A 13,178-nucleotide genomic window follows, 5' to 3' on the forward strand; every position below is an offset into this window, starting at 1 on the left:
AGTCAGGCCCCGGCAGCAATTACCGGTTCGGTCATTCGAATTCAGGAAGATGGCGCGGCGCGCGCATGCAGACTCGCGTCGCACGCAGGCACACGCAGGAAACCGGGGGGAGAAAGGCTGGCGAAAAACACCGCGGCGCGGTCAGCGCGAACGGCTGGGGAGATGACAGAATCGTTGACGACGTCCGTCGCCCTGTCCAATGCATCGTCGATTGCAAACCGCGTGATCAATTGAAACCTCGACTTCCATTTGAGGGTCAACGACGAGGAACAGCCTGCGCGGTGGGTGACAGCGCCAGGGTGGTCCCGATCGGCTGCGACTGCCGGGGTCTGTAGACACACGGCAATCTTCTGACGCCGGGTTTGTGACCCGAAGCGCCGCCGGATAATAACCACGTTTTTTGCTGGAGAGGCAAACAAAATGTAGGAAACCGCGAAATAAGTATCGGAGACTTCCTACGCCACTGTGACGACATCAAAGGGACATGGATGTCGTACGTGAGGTCTATGAACCTGACGCAAGAAGCTCTTCAAGAAAATCAATGAACACATTGATCCGGCTTGAACCCCGGTGATTGGGCAAATACAGCACATTGATGCAACTGCTCGCACTGCCGGGATTGATCTCATAACCTGCCAGCAATCGCGTCAGCCGGCCTGCAGCGACATCGTCGCGCGCCAGCCAATCGGCCAGCAATGTCACCCCGCCACCCGCCACTGCCGCTTCTCGCAGGATGTCGGCATTGTTGCTTTGCAGGCGGCCGTGCACATTCAACTGGAGGGTTTCCTCATCACCCTGGAACGTCCAGTTCTGGTGCGGGCCACCGTAATCGAAGCGCAGGCAAGAGTGCTCAAGCAAGTCACGGGGATGACACGGCACCGGGTGACGGCTCAGGTAATCCGGACTGGCCACCACCCAGCGTTCGAACGCGCCGACCCGCTTGCTGACGATGTCTTCACTGACCACTGTCGACCCGAGACGCACCGACACATCGATCTGCTCGCTCAGCAGGTCGCTGACCTGATCGCTCAACGAAATGCTCAATTCCAGTCCCGGATGTCGCTCGAGCAATCGGCCCAGATGGGGGGCGATGATCCTTCGACCAAACTCCACCGGAACGCTGATGCGCAAGCGCCCTTGCGCCTCGCTTCCACGGTCGGCGACGACCGCGTCAGCCTCGTCGATGGCATCGAGAATGGCCACGGCCTTCTCGAAATAGTTTTGCCCGGCGACGGTCACACTGGTGTTGCGAGTCGTGCGGTTGAGGAGACTGGCACCCAGTTCGTGTTCCAGCCCCGCGACCTGGCGAGTCACCGATGAAGTCGAAATACCGAGTTTGCGCGCCGCAGAGGAGTATCCGCCGCACCGCACGGTTTCAACAAACATCTTCAGTGCCAGTAACTTGTCCATAAGCGCAACCCGGTCAAAAAGGAACGGCGATGATTGTGCATCACCGAACGCCAGGCGTCTTGTATGACCGTGCCCCCTCGGACTCTTCGATGCCAGTTCCTCAGGCATTTGCCTTGCGCCCCAGGAACATCGCCAGGGCCAGTGCCGGCAGCAATGCCACGGTGACGGCAGACAGGTGCCAGCCGAAATGCTCGTAGAGGGGGCTCGCCACCAGCGATCCCAACGCCCCGCCCACGAAAATGCTGGTCATGTACACGGCATTGAGGCGCGCACGGCTATGCGGATCGATGGCGTAAACCTCACGCTGGCCCAGCACCATGTTCAGTTGCACGGCGAAATCCAGCAGCACCGCACAGACCACCAGCCAGATGTAACTGCTGCCGGGCAACGCGGCGATCAACAATGAGACCGGTGCCAGCAGCAGTGCAACGAGTGTCCCGCGCCGGCCATGCCCGGCATCGGCCAGGCGTCCGGCAATCGGCGCTGCGACTGCACCGACGGCGCCGACCAATGCAAAAATCGCAACCTGTACCTGGCTGAAACCGTGGTGACGCATCAGCTCGATGGGCGCGAGGGTCCAGAACAGACTGAAGCTGGCAAACAACAATCCCTGATACAAGGAGCGCTGGCGCAGAACCGGATGACGACGGGCCAGCGCAAACACCGAGCCGATCAACGCCACGTAAGTCGCCTGATGTGTCGGAACACGACGCGGCAGCGCAATCGCGGTGATCAGGGCGATGAAGGCCATCAGTGCCGCCGCGCTGAAAAACACCCCGCGCCAACCGAACACTTCCACCAGCAGGCTCGACAGCGGACGCGACAGCAGAATGCCCAGCAACAGACCGCTCATGATGTTACCCACCACGCGGCCACGGGTTGCTTCGGGCGCCAGATGCGCTGCGAGTGGCACCAGAATCTGCACCGCCACCGAGGTAAGACCGATCAGCAACGACAAAACGAGGAACATCGATGGCGAATGCGTGAAGCCGGCACACATCAGGGCCACGCTCGCCGCCAGCGTGAAACCCACCACCAGACGTCGGTTCTCCATGAGATCGGCCAGCGGCACCAGCAACAACAGACCCAACGCATAACCCATTTGAGTGAGTGAAACGATCAGGCTGGCATTGGCGCTGGACAGACCGATCTGCGGCGCGATCAGTTCGACAATAGGTTGAGCGTAATAGAGGTTGGCCACGACCGCGCCACAGCAAAACGCAAGGAACGCGACCATCAGACCGGAGAGTGAAGCGGATTGTTCGGCCTTGGCCGCCGCAGCCGGGTTACCCGTGAGCATGGTGACACCTCATCTGATTCGTAAAAGTGATGGCAAGGCTAAGGGCTCCGGTCGACACCGAGAATCCATCCTTCGGGCAATTGAGTGATGCGCCATCCGCAACGCCCAGAGCGTTGCGGTTGGCGCAATACGCTATTGCGCGGCCCGGCAATACTCGAACACCAGCGCCTTCTCTACCCTTGGGCACCTGGCGCAGGGCTCCCCATCGGCGCCCTTCCCCCGGTCGCACAAGGAGCTGTTCATGATCCCGAATCCGTCATCAATGCCCGCCGCGCGCCTCTCGTGTGTCAAACCCTCATGAAAAGCAGGCTCTTGAGATCCAGGCCTCTATGGATCAGCGCAGCAGTCCTCGCTTCGGTCGGTGCAATCGGGGCCGTCGTACTGATGTGGCACCCGGCGATTGCGCCCGTCGAACGCCCGCGAACATTCAGTTCCGAGCAACTGCAGCGCGGTGCGCGAGTGGTCGAGGCCGGTGACTGTGCGGTGTGTCATACACGTCCCGGCGGCCAATACCTGGCGGGGGGACTGCCCCTGGTGACGCCGTTCGGCACGCTCTACAGCACCAACATCACACCCGATCCGCAGACCGGCATTGGGCAATGGTCGCTGCCGGCGTTCGAACGGGCGATGCGTGAAGGAATCGCCCGCGACGGCCACTTCCTGTACCCGGCCTTTCCGTACGTTCACTACCGGCGCATGACCGCAGACGACATCGCCGACGCCTATGCGTATTTGATGAGCGGCCCGGCCGTGAACTCGCCGGCCCGCGAGAACCGCATGAATTTCCCGATGAACATTCGCCCGCTGGTGTCGTTCTGGAATCTGCTGTTCCTGCATGCAAAACCACTGACGCCGATGGCGCAGCAGTCTGATGCCTGGAATCGTGGGCGTTACCTCGTCGAAGGGCCCGGCCATTGCGCAGGCTGTCATTCTCCGTTGAACCTGATCGGTGCCGAGAAGTCCGGCGAAAGCTTGTCGGGCGGTGCTGTTGATGGCTGGGAAGCGCCATCGCTGCTCGGCATGGCTCACCGTGCAAACGCGTGGAGCAACGATCAGTTGGTGAGCTACCTGCGGGCAGAAGTGGTGGACGGACACGGCACGGCGGCCGGCCCGATGCGCCCGGTCAGCCTCGGTCTGGCCAGCTTGCCGGTCGGTGATGCACAGGCGATTGCCGAATATCTGCTGAGCCTGCCGGCAAAAAAAACGATCACCGAAACGCATGTCGCAACGACAAATGCAGGCCCTTCAGATCCGTCCACGGGCGCCTTGCTGTTCGCCAGCGCCTGCGCCGGTTGCCATGCCTCCGCAGCACCGATGCGCGAAATCGACGGGCGTCCGTCGCTGGATCGCACCTCAGCGCTGCAAGCCTTACACCCGCGCAACTTCCTGAAAACGGTACTCGAAGGTGTCCCGGCAACACCGGGTTTGCCCGGGCCGGTGATGCCGCCGTTTGCCGCCAGTCTCGACAACGATCAACTCACAGCCCTGGCGACATACCTGCGTCGACAAGCCAGACCCGACCAGCCCTGGACCGACCTTTCTGCCACCCTCGAAGCGCTACGTCAGGAGACGAAATGACCCAACTCACGCTCAACGTCAACGGCGCCGTCCAGACTCTGGAGCTGGAACCTGACATGCCGCTGCTCTACGCGCTGCGCAATCATCTGGGGTTGAACGGCGCCAAGTACGGCTGCGGCCTGGGGCAATGCGGCGCTTGCACCGTCATCGTCGATGACAAGCCTGTCTTTTCCTGCCTGACACCCTGCGCGGGCCTCGATGGCAAAAAAGTCCGAACGGTCGAAAGCCTCGGCACCGTCGAACACCCCGGCCCTTTGCAGCAAGCCTTTATCGACAAACAGGCGGCCCAGTGCGGTTACTGCATTGCCGGCATGTTGATGCGCGCGCAGGCGTTGCTGGAAAGCAACCCACACCCGGACGAACAGACCATTCGCGAGCACATGGCAGGCAACCTGTGTCGCTGCGGCACTCACTTGCGGATTATCGAAGCGATCAGCCTGGTGGCCGGGCAAAACGGGAGCGCACCATGACAGGGGTCAAAGAGGTCGATTACAGTCGCCGCGCGTTCTTGCGTGGAGGCGCCTTACTGGTAGCGTTTACCCTGGTGCCTGCAACGCGGCGTGCCTGGGCGGACACCGAAGTCGATACGCTTGGCACCGTGGTGCTGGCGCCTGACCTCCCCGGCAGCCTGCGCACCAACCCCTGGCTTGATGCCTGGATCCGCGTCGGCCCTGAAGGCATCACCGTCTACACCGGCAAGGTTGAACTGGGCACCGGCGTCAAAACAGCCTTGCTGCAAATTGCCGCTGAACGTCTGGAGGTGTCCCCGACAGCGATCAACCTGCTTACCGCCGACACTGCACTGACGCCAAACGAAGGCTATACCGCCGGCAGCCACAGTATTTTCGACAGCGGAACCGCGCTGTTCAACGCGGCGGCACAGGTGCGTGAGCTGCTGTTGGCGTCGGCCGGGCGAAGCTGGGAGATGGCACCTGCCCGACTGACGACTCGGGAAGGCATCATTCACGGCCCCACCGGACAAAGAATGTCCTACGCCGATGCCGTCAGAAACGTCGATCTGCACCTCTACGCCAAGCCCGAATCGCCGAGCGTGTCCGCGACGTCATTCAAGGTGATCGGCCATTCGCTGCAACGGCTGGATATTCCGGCCAAAGTCAGCGGCGGCGCCGCGTTTGTTCAGGACATACGGCTGCCGGGCATGTTGCACGCCCGGGTCATTCGCCCGCCTCGGCCAGGCTGCACGCTGGAAGCCTTCGACGCGCAGTCGATCAAAACGCAGTCCGGTGTGGTGCAGGTGATTCGCGACGGCAACTATCTGGCCGTAGTGGCGCGTGACGAGTGGCAAGCAATCAAAGCCATGCGCAGCGGATACGAATCGGCGCGCTGGACTGGCGGGCAGGCGATACCCGAAGCGCAGGACATTCATGCATTGCTCGAGAGCCTCCCCTCACGCCGCTACCCCATCAGCCAGGAGGGCACGCCGCGGGGTACGACCGACAACAGCTATCGCGCACGCGTGACCAAGCAGTATCTGATGCACGGCTCCATCGGCCCGTCATGCGCCGTGGCCTGGTTCAATGACGGCACCCTCACCGTCTGGACCCACACCCAGGGTGTGTATCCCCTGCGTGCCGGGATCGCCGAAATGGTGCGATTACCGCCAGAGCGCGTTCGCTGTATCCATACCGAGGGTTCCGGCTGTTATGGCCACAACGGCGCAGACGATGCAGCGGCTGACGCGGCGTTGATTGCGATGCGCTTGCCGGGCACGCCGGTGCGAGTGCAGTGGATGCGCGAACAGGAGAACCTCTGGGAGCCTTACAGTTCAGCGATGGTCACCGAAGTGCAAGCCAACCTTGATGCATACGGAAGAATGCAGGACTGGAATTATGAACTGTGGACAACGCCGCACAACGAACGCATCGTCAATGCCGGACGATTGCTTCCAGCGCGACTTCTGGCTCGACCCTTCGTCTCCGCGCCTTCGGTGCCGATCGCACAACCTGAAGGCGACGGCGATCGCAATGCAGTGCCGCTGTACGCGCTGGCCTCCAAACGCATCAACATGAATTTCGTCACCGAGATGCCGTTTCGCACCTCGGCCATGCGCTCGCTGGGCGCGCACATCAACATCTTCGCGATTGAAGCGTGCCTGGACGAGCTTGCCGCCAGGGCCGGGGTCGATCCGGTTGCCTTGCGCCTTGCACACCTGACGGATTCCCGGGCACGGGCCGTGGTGGAAAAGGTTCGCGACGCCGTCGACTGGCCGCAAAAAAGCAGCGAGCCTGGCACGGGCCTCGGCTTCGCATTCGCTCGCTACAAAAACATCATGGGCTATTGCGCCATCGCCGTGCGTCTTCGGGTGCATCCGCAGACCGGCGAAGTGCAGATCGATCATGTCGTCACGGCAGTGGACGTGGGACAGATCGTCAATCCCGATGGGCTGCGCAACCAGGTCGAAGGCGGGATTGTCCAGTCCACCAGTTGGACACTGTATGAAAAAGTCGCCTATGACGCCGGCGGCATACGCAGCTACGACTGGAGTGGCTACCCGATCCTGCGCTTCCCGCAGGTACCAAAAAAGGTCGACGTTCATCTGCTCGACCAACCGGGACAACCGTTTCTGGGGGCTGCCGAAATCGTCCAGGGCCCGATGGCGGCGGCCATCGGCAATGCCGTGGCGAACGCCACCGGCCGGCGCTGGTTGAACCTTCCCCTGACCCGCTCGGATCAACCGTCCTGAACGTCGCAGCGTTGCACTTCACGCAATGCAGCGTAGCGACACGCATGGATTATCAAGCGCTGCGCAGCCGCTTAACGTAAGGCCATCCGGTGCCAGACCCAACCCAACGTCCGACACCCTCTGCCGACGCTTTTCAAAGACTGGAGAACACTCATGACGCAGCACCTGTTCCGCCCTATCGCCCTGGGCCCCTACACACTCCCCCATCGAGTGGCGATGGCGCCGTTGACCCGCTCGCGCGCCGGACAACCCGGCGACATTCCGACGGCCATGAACGCCGAGTACTACCGCCAACGTGCGAGTGCCGCGTTGATCATCACCGAAGCAACGCAGATTTCCCGCCAGGGCCAGGGTTATGCCTGGACGCCTGGAATCTACAGCGATGAACAGGTGCAAGCGTGGCGCGAAGTCAGCAGCCAGATACACGAGGCCGGCGGGTTGATCTTCATGCAGCTTTGGCATGTGGGTCGCGTATCACACCCCAGCTTTCAACCGGACAACGCATTGCCGGTGGCCCCGAGCGCATTGCCCGTACCGGGCAAGACCTTCATCGTCGACGCGGATGGCAACGGTATCTGGGGAGATGTGCCGGTACCGCGCGCACTGCAGACGTCGGAAATTGCCGACATCATCAGCGACTACCGCCGGGCCGCGCGCAATGCGCTGAACGCCGGGATGGATGGCGTGGAAATTCACGCGGGCAATGGTTATCTGCTCGATCAATTCATCAACAGCAACAGTAACCAGCGTGAAGATTCGTACGGTGGCAACCTGGAAAATCGTGCACGCCTGTTGCTGGAAGTGGTCGCCGCCGTGGTCGACGAAATCGGTGAAGAGCGCGTGAGCGTTCGTCTGACGCCGATGGGGCGCTTCATGGGCATGGGTGATGAGACGCCTGAAGCAACGTTCGGCTATATCGTGGGTTCGTTGAATCGCTGGAAACTGGCCTACCTGCATCTGGTCGAGCCCGCCGTCGTAGGCACCGTCAAGGATGAAAACTACGATCCGCGTTGGGATGCCATCATCAGTCAGCTGCGTGCGGCCTGGGATGGCGTGCTGATGATCGCCGGAGGCTACGACCCCGAGACGGCGGAACAGGCCCTGATTGATGGCCGCGCGGACATCATCGCGTTCGGCAGGCCGTTTCTGGCCAACCCCGATCTGCCAAGGCGAATTCGCGACGGGTTGTCGCTCAATACCCCAGACCCGAGCACCTTCTTCGGTGGCGACCAGCGTGGCTACGTGGATTACCCGGTTCACTCCTGATTTTCCATGACAACCTGTGCGCCCATTGGGATCCCTGTCCGGCTGGCAGGAGCGGCGCGCCAACGGGAAAAGCGGGAAAAGGGGACGGATTTATTTTCAGTAAATAAATCCGTCCCCTTTTTTGCATCAGTCGCGATAGCGTGCAGCCGGCTCACTGCGCGACAGATCAGGCATCAGCTTCTGGCGCGCCGCCTCGTAGGCATTCCAGTCGGCGATTTCAGGAAGCGCCGGAATGGTGACGAACTCGCCTTGGTCAAGGCCGGACAGCGAAGCGTCCACCATATCGTCCGCCCGCATCACAATCGCTTCCGGCAGGTGCTCCAGCGGTGTGCCGGCCACGCTCCAGAATTCGGTGGCCGTCGCGCCGGGCAGCACCACCTGGACCCGGACATTTTTGTCCGCCAGTTCATGACGCAAGGATTGGCTGAACGCGAGGACGAAAGCCTTGGAGCCGCCGTAAACACCATTCAACACCTCCGGGGCGATGGCCACGATCGAGGCGATGTTGATCAGCGTGCCGCCGCCGCGGGCGACGAAGCCTGGAACAGCCGCGTAAGTCAGTCGCATCAGCACGTTCACGTTGAGCGTGAGCAAGTCGTCGAGTTTGTCGACGTCCGAGTCCAGCAAGGGCTGAGTCGCGCCAACCCCGGCATTGTTCACCAGCAGAGAAATGCTGGCGTCCGTTTTGAGACGATCTTCGACCCGTGCCAGATCGGCCCGGTCGGAAAGATCGGCAGCCAGAACTTCAACCTGACGGCCGGTTTCTTCACTCAGGCGCTTGGCCAGGACATTCAGGCGATCGCGATTTCGCGCGACCAGGATCAGGTCATGGCCACGACGGGCCAGGCGTTCAGCGTAAATGGCACCGATGCCGGACGACGCACCGGTGATCAGGGCGGTACCGAGGCGGGATTGAGTCATGTCGAGTCTCCAGGGTTGTGGGAAGTACTGGAGAACAGAATGCGACGGCTTGGCCATATCTCAAATGACGTATATGGTAGTGATTCAGGACAACCGAGAAAACACCATGCATCGCATCGGCTACTTGCTCACCGACGGTTTCCAGGTGCTCTCCCTGGCGACTCAAGCCGTTTTCGAGTTTGCCAATCAGATCGCCGAAGACCCCTTCTACAGCGTCGAAAACTTCTCGCCGGACGGCGGCATGGTGCGCTCCTCACTGGGGCTGGCCATGGAAACCCGCCCGCTTGAGGCGCCCGGACTGGCCGATACCTGGATCGTTGTCGGGGTCAACGATCCGGTAAAAACCGATACGGCCTCTGCGGTGCTCGATTTCGTGCGTCAGGCCGGCAATCAGGCGCGGCGCACTGTCGGCATCTGCACCGGCGGCTTCATCCTCGCCGAAGCCGGCCTGTTGACCGGACGCCGCGCCACGACCCACTGGGCCTACGCGCAGGCGTTGCAGAAGCGTCACCCCGAAATCAGCGTTGACGTCGACCGCATCTATATCGTCGACGGCCCCTTCTGGACCTCTGCGGGCATGACCGCCGGCCTCGACCTCGCCGTCGGCATGGTGGAGAAGGATCTGGGCGCCGATGTCGCCCGCTCGGTGGCGCACAAACTGGTGATGCATCAGCACCGGTCCGGCGGCCAGTCGCAGCATTCGGAAATGCTCGACCTCGCCCCCAAGTCCGACCGCATCCAAAGCGCGCTGAACTATGCACGACAGCATTTGAGCCGACCGCTCAGTGTCGAGGAACTGGCCGGCGTGGCGCACCTGAGCCCTCGCCAATTCACCCGCATATTCAGCGCAGAAACCGGCCAATCCCCCGCCAAAGCCATCGAAGGCCTGCGTCTGGAGGCCGCTCGATTGATGATCGAACAAAGCCGACATTCCCTCGATGTGGTCGCCAGCGAATCCGGTTTTCGCGATCGGCGCCATATGCGTGAAGCGTTCATTCGGGGGTTCGGCGTGCCTCCGCAGGCGGTACGGCGGGATGCTCGCCAAGTGGTGACCAAGCGGGTGGAAAGTTCAGAGCTCGCTGACTGACAAGGCTGTCGAACTGGATGCCGGTCTGATCCCAAGAACAAAAAAGCCCGCTCAACGGCGGGCTTCGTAATCGGTTTGTTCTAGGGTGCGTGGCTAAAACTCTTGCGCAGTTCGTGTTCCAGCTTCTGACAGGCATCTGCGATTACGCTTTTTCCGAGTGCAGGGCCGGAGTAGCTCTCTACCTCCTGGCGGCATCGGTCGATGGCATCCTGGACTTGGGCTTCTTCGTTGTTTTGCGGCTTGTCTCTGAGATAAACACCAAAAACCCAGTACAAGGTGACGGCAGTCATGATTCCAACGAGAAGTTTGCTGGGGAGGCGCACTCTTCCTTCTGACCGTGGTGCCGCTTCCGGCGCAATCCGTACTTTCTGCCCAAGGTTGGATTGGCAGTGCTTGCATAAAATGGCGTCAGCCATGATGACTTCTGCGCAATAGGGGCAATTCTTTTTTCCAGCCACCACAGATGAAACTCCCTTTTCAAAAACAGGATTCTATCATCGGGCAGAGAGCGGTCAGAGAGGCATCTTTGTTTTGTTGCCTTTGTTTTGAGATGTGCTGAAAAAAATAAAAATATGGCCGAGGTCGTCAGCTACACCTGACAACCTCGGCCATTTTCTTTCCGGCTATTGAGCGACAGCAATCAGCCGATCAGGTCTTCACCTCGACATGATCCAGCGCCTGATTCACCGCCAGCCCCGCAACCATGACCACCTGCGCAATGCCCAGCGCGGTTTTGCGGTGGGCGGGTTCCAGGATGGCAGCGAAGTTGTTGAGCATTTCGGTGACGGAGCCGAGGGATTCACTGGCGTTGGCCAGGAGGGATTCGCTGTTGTAGGCGGGGTTGGCCAGGAACATGGGATCGTGTTTGTGGTGACTGCCCATGATGCGTTGTTGCGGGGTGAGGTAGTGGTCGAGGGCGCGTTCGGCGGCTTCGTTGAGGGTTCGGGAATCGGGGAATTGGTAGGGGGAAACCGGGTCGGTTTCGGGTGGGTTGGGTGTTGGTTTGATCATAGATGTAACTCCAGGGTGAGAAAGTGGAGCCATCAACCTCGCTACCAAACGAGGGTGGTGGCCATACGGAGGTTGGTAGACCGGTCACCTGGATACCCGGCGCGTCCGAAGACGCCCTACGCATGGCCACCATAAAACAGAGGACGAAAGAGTCCCTGCAAACTGGTGTTGCGATGCGACAGGTAAACCGGGCTACCAAACCCGATCACTGTTTTTCAGTGACCCGGAAACGATAAAACCCGCGCCCTGGACGCACAAGCCAGCGGATTCTGGCGTAGTCGTAGGCAATGACGCAAGGTGATGTAGCCTTGAGGGCGTAACGGATGGTGTCTTTTAAACAGGTTTTTTTGGGGTGGTTAAACGGGTGGATCAAGAGCGGCCCTCACCCTTTGTTTTTGAAAGATCTTGTTGGAAGGATGGTCTGTTTATCGCCATCGCGTTTACCCTTCGTCGACACACGCATGGATCAAGTAAGAAATGAAGTTCCCCGAGGAAATCAGCGCGGCTTTCCCCGTCAGCAATCCGATGCCGCCACTGAAAAGTTATGCCAAAGCTGGCCTAAATGAATAGCGAACAGAGGGAAAAAGTGGACTTCAAAGAAGCATTCACCCTGGTAAATGATCTTGCCCAGGCCATGCCTGCGATATTCGACAAGGTCACAATAGAACTCGCCTTTGGTGACGCCAGTCCCGCCATCGGCGACTGGTCGGACCCCACAAACGCGGGAATGCTGGTCACCGGCGATGGAGTTGGATGCAAGAGTGGCGTGTATTTTTTTGGTACCCCTGAAGGGCAAATCCTCTATATCGGTAAGGCAACCCGGAACAACCTGCACCATCGGGTCTGGGACCATGTTAAGACGCCAAGCATCCGAGAAGACGGTTGGCGAACCTATCCCAACCATCGGTTCACAGGGTTTGCGAACGACGAAAATCCAGTGCCTCACGTTCAAGACGGTGAAGCACGGATTGCAGTCATTACGATCTCTGACCCGGTGGTGGTATCCCTTATTGAGGTCTATCTGCAGACGGCCCACATGAAACGGCACGGTATATTGCCTGTTTTCAACCGACAAATTGGCTAGTCAACTGACTGGCATTGCTTATGGGCGCGTCGCACTGTCACTCGTCCGCATTCTCGTCCATAGCATTATCGTAACGCTGATAGGCGGATGTACAAAAAATCAAACCATACGGCGTGCTGCCCCGTCCGCCTGGAAGCAATGGCCTATCTGTTGCAATAGGTAGCCGCTAGCCATCAGCGTGCCATTCGCAACGGCCGCTTCTCGGCAACAGTCTGGGTTCGACTTCATCCGCTTTCGGCCCTTGCCTGCCGCTCATGATGTTGTGTCCCAATAAAAATGGATGTACTCCTCTTCATACTCCGCGAACAGTGAAACGATGAACTCCGTCTTCATTGAATACATCAACAACGCTCCGATGAAGCCGCTCGGCTCATGCAGCGGCTGTTTGAGGGGAGCAATCAAATCCCGCGCCTGATCCGCGACCATCTGATTGAAAACAGCTTCCGAAATTTCTTCAAACTTGGCGTCAGAAACGTAGCCCAGGAAGTAGCTTTCTCTATCTGGATGCCAATCTACACATTCCGCATGAAGCCAGAATTTCAGTCCGTTCTCGCCTTGCTGTTTGGGCGCACGAGTTATGCGAATGGTCTCTTCAGAGTCGGGGTATTCAAAGGCGACTGCTGGATAGGTGACGTAATAGAGACCGCGACAACGACCGCACGCGTTCCAATAAGTCATTCCTTCCCCGGAGAGTTTGTCAAAATCGCTTCTGTTAAACATGGAAAAACCTAATGTGGAAAGGGGACGAATTTATTTTCAGAAAACGGATTCCAATAGCAAAAAAGGGGGCGGATTTATTTTTAAAATAAATCCGCCC

12 protein-coding genes are annotated in these 13,178 nt (G+C 59.7%); 6 read left to right on the forward strand and 6 right to left on the reverse strand.

The genetic code is table 11. The features are described 5' to 3' along the window. Nucleotides 1-504 precede the first annotated feature (504 nt). Nucleotides 505-1,410 (reverse strand): LysR family transcriptional regulator, encoded by a 906-nt coding sequence (locus tag AC3WRD_RS26175; protein ID WP_102622144.1) that lies wholly within the window; start codon nucleotides 1,408-1,410, stop codon nucleotides 505-507. Nucleotides 1,411-1,510: 100 nt separating this feature from the next. Then, nucleotides 1,511-2,710, reverse strand: coding sequence for an MFS transporter (locus AC3WRD_RS26180; protein ID WP_102622143.1), 1,200 nt, complete (start codon nucleotides 2,708-2,710; stop codon nucleotides 1,511-1,513). A gap of 312 nt (nucleotides 2,711-3,022) precedes the next feature. Here AC3WRD_RS26180 and AC3WRD_RS26185 point away from each other — a divergent pair, with 312 nt between their 5' ends. The 4 genes from AC3WRD_RS26185 to AC3WRD_RS26200 all read left to right on the forward strand — a co-directional run bounded on the left by AC3WRD_RS26185 (nucleotide 3,023) and on the right by AC3WRD_RS26200 (nucleotide 8,258). Then, nucleotides 3,023-4,288, forward strand: coding sequence for a c-type cytochrome (locus tag AC3WRD_RS26185; protein WP_371858327.1), 1,266 nt, complete (start codon nucleotides 3,023-3,025; stop codon nucleotides 4,286-4,288). Next, complete coding sequence (locus AC3WRD_RS26190; RefSeq protein WP_102622141.1) at nucleotides 4,285-4,758, forward strand: (2Fe-2S)-binding protein; 474 nt, start codon at nucleotides 4,285-4,287, stop codon at nucleotides 4,756-4,758. The genes AC3WRD_RS26185 and AC3WRD_RS26190 overlap by 4 nt, the downstream gene beginning before the upstream one ends. Further along, on the forward strand, nucleotides 4,755-6,992 hold the full coding sequence (locus AC3WRD_RS26195; RefSeq protein ID WP_102622140.1) for a xanthine dehydrogenase family protein molybdopterin-binding subunit: 2,238 nt from the start codon (nucleotides 4,755-4,757) through the stop codon (nucleotides 6,990-6,992). Before AC3WRD_RS26190 ends, AC3WRD_RS26195 begins: the two co-directional genes overlap by 4 nt. Nucleotides 6,993-7,145: 153 nt before the next feature. Beyond that, on the forward strand, nucleotides 7,146-8,258 hold the full coding sequence (locus AC3WRD_RS26200) for an alkene reductase (RefSeq protein WP_102622139.1): 1,113 nt from the start codon (nucleotides 7,146-7,148) through the stop codon (nucleotides 8,256-8,258). A gap of 126 nt (nucleotides 8,259-8,384) precedes the next feature. On the opposite strand, the gene AC3WRD_RS26205 is transcribed toward AC3WRD_RS26200, so the two are convergent. Then, nucleotides 8,385-9,179 (reverse strand): SDR family NAD(P)-dependent oxidoreductase, encoded by a 795-nt coding sequence (locus AC3WRD_RS26205; protein WP_102622138.1) that lies wholly within the window; start codon nucleotides 9,177-9,179, stop codon nucleotides 8,385-8,387. Nucleotides 9,180-9,285: 106 nt separating this feature from the next. Here AC3WRD_RS26205 and AC3WRD_RS26210 point away from each other — a divergent pair, with 106 nt between their 5' ends. Further along, entirely contained in the window at nucleotides 9,286-10,266 is a 981-nt protein-coding gene (locus tag AC3WRD_RS26210; RefSeq protein ID WP_102622172.1) for a GlxA family transcriptional regulator, read from the forward strand. An 80-nt stretch (nucleotides 10,267-10,346) separates the two neighbouring features. On the opposite strand, the gene AC3WRD_RS26215 is transcribed toward AC3WRD_RS26210, so the two are convergent. Then, complete coding sequence (locus AC3WRD_RS26215) at nucleotides 10,347-10,682, reverse strand: hypothetical protein (protein WP_219737343.1); 336 nt, start codon at nucleotides 10,680-10,682, stop codon at nucleotides 10,347-10,349. A gap of 232 nt (nucleotides 10,683-10,914) precedes the next feature. Next, a complete protein-coding gene (locus AC3WRD_RS26220; RefSeq protein ID WP_096820603.1) occupies nucleotides 10,915-11,277 on the reverse strand; it encodes a DUF6124 family protein in 363 nt (120 codons plus the stop codon). A gap of 562 nt (nucleotides 11,278-11,839) precedes the next feature. Between AC3WRD_RS26220 and AC3WRD_RS26225 the strand changes: the two genes are divergently transcribed. Next, nucleotides 11,840-12,361 carry a GIY-YIG nuclease family protein gene (locus AC3WRD_RS26225; RefSeq protein ID WP_173861766.1) on the forward strand — a complete coding sequence of 174 codons (522 nt, stop codon included), beginning with the start codon at nucleotides 11,840-11,842 and terminating at the stop codon, nucleotides 12,359-12,361. A 252-nt stretch (nucleotides 12,362-12,613) separates the two neighbouring features. Here the strand turns inward: AC3WRD_RS26225 and AC3WRD_RS26230 are convergent, their stop codons facing one another. After that, entirely contained in the window at nucleotides 12,614-13,081 is a 468-nt protein-coding gene (locus AC3WRD_RS26230) for a hypothetical protein (RefSeq protein WP_102622814.1), read from the reverse strand. Nucleotides 13,082-13,178: the final 97 nt, after the last annotated feature.

It is taken from the genome of Pseudomonas sp. FW215-R2 (assembly GCF_058789255.1).